Genomic DNA, 13,538 nt, shown 5'->3' with positions numbered 1-13,538 from the left:
GAGCACGACGAAAGGTGACCTTTGGCTGGAAGGGGTCAGTCGACGAGACCCTCGAAGAGGATCGTCGAGAGGTAGCGCTCGCCGAAGCTCGGGATGACGACGACGATGGTCTTGCCCGCGTTCTCCGGACGGGTCGCGACGACGTTGGCGGCAGCGAGGGCCGCGCCGGACGAGATGCCGACGAGCAGGCCCTCCTGGGTGGCGGCCTTGCGGGCCCACTCCACGGCGGTGCCGGCGTTGATGTCGATGACCTCGTCATAGATCTCGGTGTTGAGGATCTCGGGGACGAAGTTGGCGCCCAGGCCCTGGATCTTGTGCGGACCCGGCTGGCCACCATTGAGGATCGCGGACTCCTCGGGCTCGACGGCGATGATCTGGACCTCGGGCTTGCGCTCCTTGAGGACCTCACCGACGCCGGTGATGGTGCCGCCCGTGCCGATGCCGGAGATGACGATGTCGACCTTGCCGTCGGTGTCGCGCCAGATCTCCTCGGCGGTGGTCTTGCGGTGGATCTCGGGGTTGGCCAGGTTGGCGAACTGCCGCGCGAGGACCGCGCCCTCACGTTCGGCGGCGATCTCCTCGGCCTTGGCGACCGCGCCCTTCATGCCCACCGCGGGGTCGGTGAGGACGAGCTCGGCGCCATAGGCACGCAGCAGCGCGCGGCGCTCCTTCGACATCGACTCAGGCATGGCGAGCACGACCTTGTAGCCGCGGGCCGAACCCACCATCGCCAGAGCAATGCCGGTGTTGCCCGACGTCGCCTCGACGATCGTGCCGCCGGCCGGGAGCTCACCGGACGCCTCGGCGGCGTCGATGATGGCCACGCCGATGCGGTCCTTGACCGAGCTCGCGGGGCTGTAGAACTCCAGCTTCGCCGCGACCGTCGTGCCCTCGGGGGCGTCGATGATCCGGTTGATGCGGACGAGGGGCGTGTTGCCGACGGCCTGGGTGACGTCGTCGAGGATGGGCATGGGATCTCCTGTGTTCACGTGGCGACGGATAGTTGAAGTTATGTCTAATCCAACACTGAGTTATCAAACTCCACAAGGCGTTCGATGATTCCGCGGCGGCTGTCACACTCGCGAGGTGAGCGGACAGTTCCCGGGTGACAGCCACCCACCCGAGGAGAACGCGTTGCCCACCTCACTCGACATCCTGCTCCGGCAGGCCGATCCCGGCCACCCCTCATGAGGCTCCATGCGGGGGCATGATGGAGGCATGCGCGGTCCTGTTGCTGTGGGCGTCGGTGCCCTCCTCGTGCTCGTCGGCCTGCTCTGGTTCCTTCAGGGCATCGGCGTCGTCGGCGGGAGCGCCATGACCGGCTCGACGACGTGGGCCATCATCGGCCCCCTCGTCGCACTGCTCGGAGCGGCGCTCGTGGTCCGCGGCCGGTCGGGCGGGAGCCGGTCCTGAGCCGCCGCTCGGCGTGATCTCCGGCGGCGGGAGCCACCCGTGCCGATCCGTGAGTCCCAACACAAAGGCCGTGAGCGTGCTCTCTGAGCACTATGCGAGCGCTTAGCGCTCAGTAGACTCGCGGGCATGTCCGCGCTCCAGATCGTCGCCTCCGCCATCTGTTTCCCGCTGATGCTGATCGGTTGGGCCCTGCTCTTCCGCCAGATCAGCCGGTTCGTGGCCCTCTACAAGGTCGGCCAGCCCGACCCGCGCCGCACGAACGAGCCGGTGGCGCGCACGTGGACGCTGCTCAAGGAGTTCCTCGGACACACGCGCATGTCGCGGCTGCCGGTCGTCGCGATCGCGCACTGGTTCACGGCGCTGTCGTTCCTCCTGCTCTTCGGGACGCTCGTCAACGCCTTCGGCCAGCTCATCAAGCCGGAGTGGGTGCTGCCGATCATCGGCCACTTCCCGCCGTACGAGTGGATCCTGGAGGTCTTCGCGTGGACCGGCCTCGTCGGCATCGTCATCCTCATGGCGATCCGCCAGGCCAAGCACCCCCGCTCGGCCGAGGGCAAGGACGGACGCCGCTCGCGCTTCTTCGGGTCGACCTGGTGGCAGGCCTACTACGTCGAGTTCACGATCCTCGGCGTCACGCTGTGCATCCTCGCGCTGCGCCTCCTCGAGGCCGCACTGACGAAGATCGAGCACCCGGACGAGTCCATCGGCCTGCACTTCCCGCTCACCGGGTGGCTGTCGGGCATCTTCGGCGGCCTGTCCGTCGACGGCATCAAGACCGCGATCGTCATCGTCGCCACGATCAAGATCATCATCTCGTTCGCGTGGATGATCACCATCTCGCTCACGCCCACGATGGGTGTCGCGTGGCACCGCTTCCTCGCCTTCCCCAACATCTGGTTCAAGCGCGAGTCCTCTGGCCGCACCGCCCTCGGCAACCTCAAGCCGATGACGATGGGTGACGGCACCCCCTTCTCGATGGAAGCCATGGAGGCCGCCTCCGAAGACTCGGAGGATGCCACCGAGTCTGATTCTGAGCCGATCCTCGGTGTCGGCAAGGTCGAGGACTTCACGTGGAAGGGCCTGCTCGACTTCTCCACCTGCACCGAGTGCGGTCGCTGCCAGTCGCAGTGCCCCGCGTGGAACACGGACAAGCCGCTCTCCCCCAAGCTGCTCATGATGACCCTGCGTGACCACGCCAACGCGAAGTCGCCGTGGATCCAGGCCTCCGAGGAGGCCCGGGCCGAGATGCCGTCGGCGCTGACGCAGTTCGCCGACATGCCGCTCATCGGAGCGACGGGTTACGACATCGACAGCCCCCTCTCGGCCTACAACCCGCACGGCCCCGACGCCGTCATCGACGAGGACGTCCTCTGGTCCTGCACGACCTGCGGCGCCTGCGTCGAGCAGTGCCCCGTCGACATCGAGCACGTCGACCACATCGTCGACATGCGCCGCTACCAGACGCTCATCGAGTCGGCGTTCCCCTCCGAGCTCGGCGGCCTCTTCAAGAACCTCGAGTCCAAGGGCAACCCGTGGGGCATGGGTGCGCGCGCCCGCCTCGACTGGGCCAAGGACCTCCCCTTCGACGTCAAGGTCCTCGGCAAGGATCTCGAGTCCGCCGAGGAGGTCGACTACCTCTTCTGGGTCGGCTGCGCCGGCGCCTACGAGGACCGCGCCAAGAAGACCTCCCGCGCCGTGGCCGAACTCCTCGACACCGCGGGTGTGTCGTTCGCCGTCCTCGGCGACGGCGAGACCTGCACCGGCGACTCGGCCCGCCGCGCCGGCAACGAGATCCTCTTCTCGATGCTCGCCCAGCAGAACATCGAGACCATGGGTGAGCTCGGCGTCCAGAAGATCGTCGTCACCTGCGCCCACTGCTTCAACACGATCAAGAACGAGTACCCCGACCTCGGCGGCACGTTCGAGGTCGTCCACCACACGCAGCTCCTCAACCGCCTCGTGCGCGACAAGAAGCTCGTCCCCGTGGCCCGTCCGGCCGACGCCCCCGGCATGTCGTCCGCGAAGAACGCCGCGTCCACGGCGCCGACCGTGACGTACCACGACCCGTGCTACCTCGGTCGCCACAACAACGTCTACGCCCCGCCCCGCGAACTCATCGGCGCCCTCCCCGGCGTCGAGCTGCGCGAGATGGAGCGCTCGAAGGAGAAGTCGTTCTGCTGTGGCGCCGGTGGTGCCCGCATGTGGATGGAGGAGAAGCTCGGCGGTCGCATCAACATGAACCGCACCGAGGAGGCACTCGCCACCGGTGCCGAGCGCATCGCCATCGGCTGCCCGTTCTGCCGCGTCATGATCTCGGACGGCCTCACGGCCAAGCAGTCCGAGGGCGTCGGTGAGGATGTCGAGGTCGTCGACGTCGCCCAGATGCTGCTCGCCGCGGTGCGCCGCGGCCAGGAGGACGGCGCTGCTGACGAGGCTGTCGTGGACGAGTCGGCTGCGGCTTCGGTCGCCTCCGAGGCGTCCTCGTATGCCGGCCAGTCGGCTCCCGCGGCCGCCGCCGGTGCTGCCGTGGTCGCCGAGGCCGTTGCTGACGATGCCGGGCAGCAGGGCTCGTCGGGTACCGGTGAGGGGAGTGCCTTTGCTCCCGCTGGTGACGCAAAGCCGGTAGAGACCGCGTCGGCTGAGGCGGACCCGTGGGACGAGCCCGCCGCCGCTGCTCCGGCTGCAACTCCCGCACCGGCTCCGTCCGCCGAAGCCGACCCGTGGGACGAGCCCGCTGCTCCCGCAGCCGCAGCCCCCGCACCGGCCGCTTCCGCCGAAGCCGACCCGTGGGACGAGCCCGCTGCTCCCGCAGCCGCAGCCCCCGCACCGGCCGCTTCCGCCGAAGCCGACCCGTGGGACGAGCCCGCCACCTCGGCGGCTCAGACCGAGGCACCCGCCGAAGCCGAGCCGAAGCCCGAGGCACCTGTCGCACCGGTCTCCACCGACGACGTCGACCCCTGGGACGAGCCCGCCACCCCGGCCGCCCCCGCCGAGGCCAAGACCGAGGCATCCGCCGCACCGGTCGCCACCGACGACGTTGACCCGTGGGACGAGCCCGCCACCTCGGCGGCTCAGACCGAGGCACCCGCCGAAGCCGAGCCGAAGCCCGAGGCACCTGTCGCACCGGTCTCCACCGACGACGTCGACCCCTGGGACGAGCCCGCCACCCCGGCCGCCCCCGCCGAGGCCAAGACCGAGGCATCCGCCGCACCGGTCGCCACCGACGACGTTGACCCGTGGGACGAGCCCGCCACCTCGGCGGCTCAGACCGAGGCACCCGCCGAAGCCGAGCCGAAGCCCGAGGCACCTGTCGCACCGGTCTCCACCGACGACGTCGACCCGTGGGACGAGCCCGCCACCCCGACGGCTCAGACCAAGGCACCCGCCGAAGCCGAGCCGGAGACCGAGGCAGCCGCCGAGGATGAGGTTGAGGAGCCCGCAGCCGAAACGTCCGCTGCTCCGACGACGTCCGCGGCTCCGGCTGCGCCCGTCCAGGACGACCTCTTCTCGGCCCCGGACCCGTGGGACGAGCCGTCAACGCCGGCCGCCTCCGCACCCGCCGAGACGCCAGCACCCGAGGCCGAGGCCGAGGCCGAGGAGCCGGCGGTCGAGGCTCCGGCAGAGGTGCCCTCAACTGAGGAGCCCGCTGACGAGGCTCCCGCCGAAGAGCCCGCAGCCGAGGCAAGCCAGGCAGAGGAAGACGAGCAGAAGCCCGCACCGGCCACCTCCACCGAGGCACCGGTCGCCAACGCGGACGACCTGCTCAACGCGCCCGACCCGTGGGACTGATCCAGCACCGCGCATGAGTGGCCCCGCCGACACCCGTCGGCGGGGCCACTCTTGTTCTGGCGAGCACGGCGCGCGGCAAACGACCGTCTGCCTGTGCCGACGAGCCACATCACCGCACAGCCGAACGCAGCCCCTCTCCCGATTGCCGCACGCCGTGCCCGCCCCCACCTCCCGGATTCAGCCGCCGGGACCCGAGTTCAGCTGCGCGTGCCGTCCCACGTGGCGAGGCACTCGCACACGAGCCCCTCGGCGTCCGTCGCCTCCATGACCTCGCGCACCATGGCCACCCCCGCCACGCCGGTGGTGGCGAGGTCGGCGACGTCGCCCCTGCGGACGTCGCCGATCGCCACCACCGGGAGTGACGTCGCCGCCACCAGATCGCGGTACCCCGCGAGCCCAACCGGCGGCCGTCCGACGTCCTTGGTCGGGGTCGGCCGAAACGGTCCGGCACCGAGGTAGTCCGGCCGCCCCGCGCCCACCCGACTCTCGGCCTCGCGCGCGAAGTCGAGCGTCCCCGCCGTGAGTCCGACAAGGGCACCCTCCCCGAGCAGCCACCGTGCCTCGTCCACCGGAAAGTCCGCCTGGCCAAGGTGAACGCCATGCACACGCGCCCCACGACGCCGCGCAGCAACGGCGACGTCGACGCGGTCGTTGACCGTGACCAGCGACGACGGCGCGGCGGCCGCGACGGCGTCGGCCACCCGGCATACGAGCTCGAGCAGTTCACCACCGAGCAGCTCCTTGGCACGCACCTGGACGATCCCGGCACCTCCGCGCGCGGCGGCGACCGCGGCCGCGACCGTGCGGTCGCCGCTGCCGGACGTGACGAACTGCAGCCTCCAGTCGGGCGTCACTCGCATCGCAGGTCCACCGCCTCCGCAACCTCGTCGGGCCCGATCTCCGCCAGCGCGTCGAGCAGCTCGATCCGGAACGACCCAGGTCCCGCTGCAGACGTTCGATCGGCCGCACAGGTGAGGAGTGCCGTCGCCGCGACCACCGCACCGAGCACCGATGACGCCCCCACCACGGACGCCGCGGTCAGCGCTCCGAGCAGGCACCCCGTGCCGGACACCCTGGTCAGCAGCGAGCGGCCGTTCGCCACGCGCACGACCTGCACCCCATCGGTCACGACATCGACCGGCCCGGACACCGCGACGACGCACCCGTGGGCCCGGGCCAACGCCTTCGCGGACTCGATCGCAGCGTCCGGTGAGGCGGTGCTGTCCGGGCCGCGGACGGCATACCGAGAGTCTGTCTCCCACAGCGCGAGGATCTCGGAAGCGTTGCCGCGCACAGCAATTGGGCGTCGTGCCACGAGTTCGCGCGCGAGGGGTGTGCGGATCGGCGCCACTCCGATGGCGGTTGGATCGAGAACCCACGGTATGCCGTCCGCCCGAGCCTGTTGAACCGTCGGGACTGCCGCTTCGCGTGCGTCGGTGGAGAGCGAACCGAGGTTGACGAGAAGAGAATTCGCGCCGCGGACAAGTGTGGGTGCCTCGGCGAGGGTCGACGTGAGCATCGGCCTGGCACCCGCCGCGAGCAGCCCATCGGCGACGAGGCCCTGCGTCGCGCTGCCGGTGATCGCGTGGACGAGCGGTGCGCGATCCCGCAGCCGGGAGATGGCCAGGGCCACCTCCCGGCGCAGGTCGGTCGGGTCAGTCATCAGCCGACGGGCGGTGTGCCACAACCTCAACGGGACGGTCGAGGTCGGCCGGCGCGAGGCGCGGACCGAGCGAGCCCCATCCGGCGACAAGGAGTCCGCCGACGGCGAGGACGACGAGGACCGCGCCGTCGTGCCCGAGCACGCCCTCGAGATGGGGCATCCAGAACGGCCACAGGGCAGGGGCGATGATCGACAGCGAGTACGCCGTGCCGTAGCCCGTCGAGCGGACGCCGGCGGGGAAGCGCTCGCAGAGGTAGGCGCCCACGGGTCCGTAGCCACAGACGGTGAGGATCTGGAGCAGGCCGACACCAAGTGCTGGGGCGAGCGCCCCGGTTGTCATGGTGGCGTACCAGAGCGCCGGTCCCGCGGCGGCAGCCATGAGGCCCCACATCACGAAGAAGCGACGCCGGCCGAGCAAGCTCGACAGGTGCCCGGTGCACGCCATGACGACGGCCTGGCAGAGAGCGGCCACTCCCATGACCGTGGCGACGCGGTCCCCCGTGAGCCCGAGGTCCTTGGCGAGGCGGCCGGTGAGGTTGATGACGACCATGTTCGTCATGAGCCACAGGCCGGTCATGAGCCCGAACATCTGCCAGAAGGCGCCCGCGTGTGGTCCGCCGAGCACGGTGCGGAGTTCACGAGCCAGCGAGAACTTCCGGGCCGGTCGAGTGGAACGCGCCGCGACGGTGTCGGGAGCGTCGACGACGTTGGCGGAGTAGTACGCGAGGAGGGCGAGGCTCGCCGTGCCACCGATGACGAACACGATGCGCCACCCCCAGGCTGCGTAGTCGGCCATCCCCAGCGCGGCGATGAGACCGACGGTCGCGAAGGCGATGCTCGCCTGCGCCAGCGGGGCCATCGACATGATCAGTCCTGAGAACAGACCGCGGCGGCGCGGGCGCGACCACTCCATGGCGAGCGGGATCGCCGACGTGTACTCGCCGGCGAGGAAGGCTCCGCCGATGAAGCGGAGCGCGATGATCACCGTGATCGCCCACGCTCCGATGACCGAGTGGGCGGGAACCGCGGCAATGGCGAGACTGCACGCGGCCGTGCCTGCAATGGCGATCTTCGTCGTGCGGGTTCGGCCGATGCGGTCCGCTATCTGCCCGAACACCATCGAGCCCACCGGTCGGCCCAGGAGCGTGGCGACGATGACGAGTGCGCCGGCCGTGACGGCGGCGTGGGGGCCAGCGACCGTCGCGAGCGCCGGGGCGAGCGCGACGACGGGAAGGAAGATGTTGAACTGGTCGACGTAGTTGCCGACGACGCCGGCGCGGACCGCGGCACGGGCTTTGGGTCCGCCCGCGTCGGCACCGCTGGGCGTGGGATCAGGTGTCTGGCTGGGAACGGCGAGGGTCTCGACGATGCTCATCGGACCACCTCGACAACCTCGACCGCGTCGACAGCCTCGTCGCTGACGTAGACCGACGAGCCCAACTCGACGAACTGCCGCGACTTCTCGGCGAACCCCGCCTCGACGACGGCCCTTTGCTCGGCCGCCGAGCCGTAGGCGTCACGGATGTCCTGGCTGATCCGCATCGAGCAGAACTTGGGGCCGCACATCGAGCAGAAGTGCGCGGTCTTCGCCGGCTCTGCGGGCAGGGTCTCGTCGTGGAAGGCCATCGCCGTCTCGGGGTCGAGCGACAGTGCAAACTGGTCGTGCCACCGGAACTCGAACCGGGCCTTGCTCAGGGCGTCGTCGCGCACCCGCGCACCGGGATGCCCCTTCGCGAGGTCGGCGGCGTGGGCGGCGATCTTGTAGGTGATGACGCCGGTCTTGACGTCATCACGGTTGGGCAGCCCGAGGTGTTCCTTGGGCGTGACGTAGCAGAGCATCGCCGTCCCGAACTGCGCGATCGTCGCGGCGCCGATGGCCGACGTGATGTGGTCGTAGCCGGGCGCGATGTCGGTGACGAGCGGCCCGAGCGTGTAGAACGGCGCGCCGTGGCACCAATCCTGCTCGAGCTCGACGTTCTCGCGGACGAGGTGCAGGGGGACGTGCCCGGGGCCTTCGACCATGACCTGCACGTCGTGCTCCCACGCCCGCTGGGTCAGCTCCCCGAGAGTCCGCAGCTCAGCGAGCTGGGCCTCGTCGTTGGCGTCGGCGATCGACCCGGGGCGCAGCCCGTCACCGAGCGAGAACGCGACGTCGTAGCGCGCGAAGATCTCGCACAGCTCGTCGAAGTGCGTGTAGAGGAACGACTCCTCGTGGTGCGCGAGGCACCAGCCAGCCATGATCGACCCGCCGCGCGACACGATGCCGGTGACCCGCTCGGCCGTGAGCGGCACATAGGCCAGCCGCACACCCGCGTGGATCGTCATGTAGTCGACCCCCTGCTCGCACTGCTCGATCACGGTGTCCCGGAACACGTCCCACGTCAGGGCAGCCGCGTCACCGTCGACCTTCTCGAGGGCCTGATAGATCGGCACGGTCCCGATCGGCACGGGGCTGTTGCGCAGGATCCACTCGCGGGTCGTGTGGATGTCGTCGCCGGTCGACAGGTCCATGACGGTGTCAGCGCCCCACCGCGTGGCCCAGGTGAGCTTCTCCACCTCCTCGGCGATGGAGCTCGTCACGGCGGAGTTGCCGATGTTGGCGTTGATCTTGGTGAGGAACGCGCGGCCGATGATCATCGGCTCGGACTCGGGGTGGTTGACGTTGGCGGGGATGATCGCCCTACCGGCGGCGACCTCCTGGCGGACGAGCTCGGCGCTGCATCCCTCGCGCAACGCGACGTAGCGCATCTCCGCCGTGATCTCGCCGCGCCGCGCGTAGTGCAGCTGCGTCACCGTGCGCCCGTCGAGCCCACGCACGGGGTCGCGACGTCCACCGCGCCACGCGCGGCTCGCTTCTCCTCGCCGGACGGCGGATCGGCCGTCGTCGGACAGCGTTCGGGGGCGGCCGGCATACGTCCCGATGTCGCCGCGTGACGCGATCCACTCCGCGCGGGTGGGCGGCAGGCCGACCTCGGGCTCACTTCCCGGGCCGGCGGTGCGATAGACGAGGACGTCGTCGTTCGGCGTCCCGTCAGGGCTGTCGGACAGGCTGATCGCGGTCACCGGGACCTCGATGTCTCCGTCGCTGATGGTCGCGAGTCGGTGTTGCGGATGGACTTCGGGCAGGGCATGGCTGCGCACGGTGGCGTCTCCTCTTCCTTCGCCGGCATGATCCGGACAGGTTCAGACGGTCCGGACGGCAACAGTCCGATCTCAGCCCGTGCCCGGGCTCCCGTGGGGTGTGGCCACCGTAGCGCCACCGCTACCTTGTCGGCATGGCACCCCCCAGCGTGGTCACCGGTCCCGATCCTGTGTATGCCGTGAGTTCCGTTGCGGGACAGGCGAACCCATCGCAGGTGGTTGCGTTGTCGATCGCGGGGAGCGACCCGTCAGGTGGTGCGGGCATCCAGGCGGACCTCAAGACGTTCGCCGCTCTCGGCGCCTTCGGCACGACGGTCATCACCGCTCTCACGGCTCAGGCGACGACGGGCGTGACGGGCGTCCACACCGTCCCGCCTGCCTTCGTCGCGGAGCAGCTCGAGACCCTGCTGGCCGACGTCGCCGTCGACGCAGTGAAGATCGGGATGCTGGCCGGTGCCGACGTCATCGAGGTCGTCGCTGCCGCGCTGCGGGGGTTCGAGTCCTTGCGTGGCATATCCGTCGTGCTCGACCCCGTCATGGTGTCGACGTCCGGCTCACGCCTCCTCGACGAGGCGGCCCTCGAGGCGATGCGCGCGTTGCTGCCGCTGTGCTCTGTCGTCACCCCGAACGTCCCCGAGGCCGCAGCCCTGTTGGGCCGCGCCGAGGCCCGTGACGTCGCCGAACTGCACGGCCAGGCCGAGGCACTGCTCGATGCGGGCGCGCCTCGGGTCCTCCTCAAGGGCGGGCACCTCGAAGGACCGTCCGCCGTCGATGTCTGGGCCGACGCTGCGGGCACGCACGAACTGAGTGCGCCGCGCGTGGCAACGACGAACACCCACGGCACCGGCTGCACCTTGAGCTCGGCCATCGCCGCCCTCCGGCCCCGGCACGAGGAGTGGCTGCCCGCGGTGCAGGCGGCCAAGGACTACCTGACGGGGGCACTCCGTCACGCCGACGATCTCACCATCGGCTCCGGCCCCGGCCCCGTCCACCACGCTTGGCAGTCCCGCTGGCCGACCAGACCGTCCGACGAGGGCGCAGAGCCGAAGTCGACCGATCAGCTTCGCGCACAAGGCCGGGCAGTGAGCCCGACCGCAGACGTTCGCGGATCGTGAATAGTGCCGTGCACGCGTTTGCGACGAAGGAGCAACTGAGCGTGCGCGGCACTATTCACGATCCGCGCCAGCAAGTCAGCCGAGGTTGTTGGCCTTGAGGAACTCGGCGGCGACGTCCTTGGCGTCCTTCTTGTCCGTCACGGTCTGCTTGAGCAGCCCCGAGATGACCTCGGTGGTCAGCGCGGCCGACACGGCGTTGAGGGCGGGCGCCAACTCCTCGGCGCGGTCCTTGGCGACGAGAGGGACGATGTTCTGCGAGCCGAACAGCTTCTGGGTGTCCTCGAGCGAGACGAAGCCGTTTTCCGCGATCGACGGGTCGGTCGTGAAGATGTTGGCTGCGTCGACCTGTCCGTTCTTCAGGGCCTGGACAAGCGCCTGACCCGTGAGCGGACGGAACGACTTGAACGTCACGCCATAGGTCGCCGTCAGACCCGGGATTCCCTGCGGACGCTTCTCGAACTCCGGGGGTGCGCCAAGCGTCATCTCACCGGCGGAGGCCTTGAGGTCGGCGATGGTCTTGAGGGACTTGGAATCGGCAGTCGCCTTGGTCACGACGATCGAGTCGTTGTCCTCGGCAGCGGACTTCTCGAGCATCGCGAAGTTCGCGGGCAGGAGGCCCTCGACGGCCGAGTAGACCTTGTCGGGGTCGGTCTCCTTGAAGTTCTTGTCATAGAAGAACCCGAGGGCTCCGGTGTACTCCGGGATGGCCTGGATCGACCCGTCCTCAAGCGCCTTGAGGTAGATCTCGCGCGAACCGATGCGCGGCTTCGTGGAGGCGTTGATGCCCTTGGCCTTGAGCGCGCCGGCATAGATCTCGGCGAGGAGCTCGGACTCGGGGAAGTCGGCGGAGCCGATGACAACTGCGCCGCCGGACGAGGACGACCCGCTGGCAGCCGGGGTGTCCGAGGAGAGCGGGTCGCCGCCACCGCCACAGGCCGACAGTCCGAGGATCGCTGCAGTGGTGAGTGCCAGGACGGAGGTCATGCGCTTCATGAGGAGATCCTTCGGTTGGTTTCGGGCAGCGGGGAGCCGCCGTCGCTTGATGCAACTTCAGCACTGACCGCCGACATTCCACGTCGACGGGTCAACGAGGCCTTGCCGGTCAGACCCGGCGAGACGACGAGACGTTGGATGAGGGCCAGAACCCCGTCGACGGCGAGCGCCAGCAACGACACGACGAGCGCTCCACCGGCCGTGGAGACGTAGTCGCCGGTCTTGAGTCCGTCGATGAGATAGCGGCCGAGGCCGCCCAGACCGACGTATGCCGCGACCGTCGCCGTCGCGATGACCTGGAGGAACGCCGACCGCAGGCCGGACAGCATGAGCGGCAGCGCATTGGGGATCTCGACCTGACGGACGACTTCGGCCCCGGTCATCCCCATTCCGCGCGCAGCGTCACGGGCGGCGGGATCGACAGCCTCGACACCGGCATACACGCCGGAAAGGATGGGCGGGATGACGAGGACGACGAGGACGACCACGCTGGGAATGAGGAAGGCGAGGTCGGACGTGAATTTCGGGCCGAGCCACAACGCCACTGCGAAGAGCAGGCCGAGCGTCGGCACGGCACGCAGGGAGTTGGCCAGAGTCACGAGCCACCGCGCGCGTCCGGTGTGACCGACCCACAGCCCCAACGGGATGGCGATGACGGCGGCGATCACGACGGCGAGGAGGGAGTACCAGAGGTGCTGCACCAATCGGGCTCCGAGACCGGAGTCCCCCGACCACGTGTCCGCCGAGGTGAGCCACTCGAGGATGCTGCCGATCATGACCGCGCCCCCTGTGCGCGCAGCCACGGTGTCAGCAGCCGCTGCCCGAGCAGGATGAGTCCGTCGAAGATCAGGGCCAGCACGACGCAGGCGACGATGCCGGCGAGGATCTCCTCGGTGATGAAGCGGTCGTATCCGTCGGTGAGCAGGTTGCCGAGCTGGGAGACGCCGATGAGGGAGGCGACCGAGACGATGCTGACGTTGGAGACGGCCGCAACCCGCAGCCCGGCCGCGATGACCGGCACGGCCAGTGGCAGTTCGACCCCGAAGAACCGGCGGAACCCGCGATAGCCCATGGCCCGGGCGGCCTGGAGCACGTCGTCGGGCACGGAGCCCAGCCCGTCGGCGACCGTGCGCACGAGCAGGGCGACGGTGTAGATCGTCATCGCCACGACGACGTTGATCGGGTCGAGCACCTTCGTCCCGATGATGAGCGGCATCATCACGAAGAGCGCGAGGGACGGAATCGTGTAGAGCAGCCCGGACGTCGAGATGAGCACGGGATAGACCCGGGTCCACCGCCGCGCCGCCCAACCCAGAGGCAGGGCGATGAGCAGCCCCAGGATCAGCGGCAGCCCCGCGAGCCACACGTGGCTGCGTGCCAACGTGAAGATCTCGTCCCAGTGGTCGTTGACCCAGGTCATGACC

Annotated in this window: 11 protein-coding genes and 1 riboswitch; of the genes, 3 read left to right on the top strand and 8 right to left on the bottom strand. The window is 69.7% G+C overall.

Translation table 11 applies throughout. The features are described 5' to 3' along the window. Positions 1-35: 35 nt before the first annotated feature. Complete coding sequence (gene cysK / locus N803_RS11675) at positions 36-971, bottom strand: cysteine synthase A (RefSeq protein WP_035905432.1); 936 nt, start codon at positions 969-971, stop codon at positions 36-38. A gap of 247 nt (positions 972-1,218) precedes the next feature. On the opposite strand from cysK, the gene N803_RS11670 reads away from it, so the two are divergent. After that, on the top strand, positions 1,219-1,413 hold the full coding sequence (locus tag N803_RS11670; protein ID WP_035905430.1) for a hypothetical protein: 195 nt from the start codon (positions 1,219-1,221) through the stop codon (positions 1,411-1,413). 126 nt (positions 1,414-1,539) lie between these two features. Further along, positions 1,540-5,202 carry a heterodisulfide reductase-related iron-sulfur binding cluster gene (locus N803_RS11665; protein WP_035905428.1) on the top strand — a complete coding sequence of 1,221 codons (3,663 nt, stop codon included), beginning with the start codon at positions 1,540-1,542 and terminating at the stop codon, positions 5,200-5,202. A 197-nt stretch (positions 5,203-5,399) separates the two neighbouring features. Here the strand turns inward: N803_RS11665 and N803_RS11660 are convergent, their stop codons facing one another. The 4 genes from N803_RS11660 to thiC form a co-directional block, all read right to left on the bottom strand. Then, positions 5,400-6,062: a thiamine phosphate synthase gene (locus N803_RS11660; RefSeq protein ID WP_084764434.1), complete on the bottom strand. Its 663-nt coding sequence runs from the start codon at positions 6,060-6,062 to the stop codon at positions 5,400-5,402. Continuing rightward, on the bottom strand, positions 6,053-6,865 hold the full coding sequence (thiM, locus tag N803_RS11655; protein WP_035905425.1) for a hydroxyethylthiazole kinase: 813 nt from the start codon (positions 6,863-6,865) through the stop codon (positions 6,053-6,055). The genes N803_RS11660 and thiM overlap by 10 nt, the downstream gene beginning before the upstream one ends. Further along, a complete protein-coding gene (locus N803_RS11650; protein ID WP_035905423.1) occupies positions 6,858-8,240 on the bottom strand; it encodes an MFS transporter in 1,383 nt (460 codons plus the stop codon). The genes thiM and N803_RS11650 overlap by 8 nt, the downstream gene beginning before the upstream one ends. Further along, entirely contained in the window at positions 8,237-10,006 is a 1,770-nt protein-coding gene (gene thiC, locus N803_RS11645) for a phosphomethylpyrimidine synthase ThiC (RefSeq protein ID WP_035905422.1), read from the bottom strand. Before thiC ends, N803_RS11650 begins: the two co-directional genes overlap by 4 nt. Continuing rightward, positions 10,004-10,111, bottom strand: a riboswitch (TPP riboswitch). Its footprint overlaps the gene before it by 3 nt. Positions 10,112-10,140: 29 nt before the next feature. Between thiC and thiD the strand changes: the two genes are divergently transcribed. After that, entirely contained in the window at positions 10,141-11,121 is a 981-nt protein-coding gene (gene thiD, locus N803_RS11640) for a bifunctional hydroxymethylpyrimidine kinase/phosphomethylpyrimidine kinase (RefSeq protein WP_084764431.1), read from the top strand. A 75-nt stretch (positions 11,122-11,196) separates the two neighbouring features. On the opposite strand, the gene N803_RS11635 is transcribed toward thiD, so the two are convergent. From N803_RS11635 to N803_RS11625, 3 genes are read right to left on the bottom strand one after another with little or no spacing between them, the layout of a single operon-like run. Beyond that, positions 11,197-12,114, bottom strand: a complete 918-nt coding sequence (locus N803_RS11635; protein WP_035905421.1) for an ABC transporter substrate-binding protein — start codon at positions 12,112-12,114, stop codon at positions 11,197-11,199. After that, on the bottom strand, positions 12,111-12,890 hold the full coding sequence (locus N803_RS11630) for an ABC transporter permease (protein ID WP_035905658.1): 780 nt from the start codon (positions 12,888-12,890) through the stop codon (positions 12,111-12,113). Before N803_RS11630 ends, N803_RS11635 begins: the two co-directional genes overlap by 4 nt. Beyond that, complete coding sequence (locus tag N803_RS11625; protein ID WP_035905418.1) at positions 12,887-13,534, bottom strand: ABC transporter permease; 648 nt, start codon at positions 13,532-13,534, stop codon at positions 12,887-12,889. The genes N803_RS11630 and N803_RS11625 overlap by 4 nt, the downstream gene beginning before the upstream one ends. Between the last annotated feature and the right edge of the window lie 4 nt (positions 13,535-13,538).

Origin of the sequence: Knoellia subterranea KCTC 19937 (assembly GCF_000768685.1) — a bacterium.
Lineage (GTDB): Bacteria > Actinomycetota > Actinomycetes > Actinomycetales > Dermatophilaceae > Knoellia > Knoellia subterranea.
The sequence above is the reverse complement of the archived record's forward strand: the minus strand, read 5'-3'. Positions and strand labels throughout refer to the sequence as shown.

Coding starts and splice junctions, on each gene's coding strand:
- cysK (WP_035905432.1), bottom strand. CDS start 971: ATGCCCATCCTCGACGACGTCACCCAGGCCGTCGGCAACACGCCCCTC.
- N803_RS11670 (WP_035905430.1), top strand. CDS start 1,219: ATGCGCGGTCCTGTTGCTGTGGGCGTCGGTGCCCTCCTCGTGCTCGTC.
- N803_RS11665 (WP_035905428.1), top strand. CDS start 1,540: ATGTCCGCGCTCCAGATCGTCGCCTCCGCCATCTGTTTCCCGCTGATG.
- N803_RS11660 (WP_084764434.1), bottom strand. CDS start 6,062: ATGCGAGTGACGCCCGACTGGAGGCTGCAGTTCGTCACGTCCGGCAGC.
- thiM (WP_035905425.1), bottom strand. CDS start 6,865: ATGACTGACCCGACCGACCTGCGCCGGGAGGTGGCCCTGGCCATCTCC.
- N803_RS11650 (WP_035905423.1), bottom strand. CDS start 8,240: ATGAGCATCGTCGAGACCCTCGCCGTTCCCAGCCAGACACCTGATCCC.
- thiD (WP_084764431.1), top strand. CDS start 10,141: ATGGCACCCCCCAGCGTGGTCACCGGTCCCGATCCTGTGTATGCCGTG.
- N803_RS11635 (WP_035905421.1), bottom strand. CDS start 12,114: ATGAAGCGCATGACCTCCGTCCTGGCACTCACCACTGCAGCGATCCTC.
- N803_RS11630 (WP_035905658.1), bottom strand. CDS start 12,890: ATGATCGGCAGCATCCTCGAGTGGCTCACCTCGGCGGACACGTGGTCG.
- N803_RS11625 (WP_035905418.1), bottom strand. CDS start 13,534: ATGACCTGGGTCAACGACCACTGGGACGAGATCTTCACGTTGGCACGC.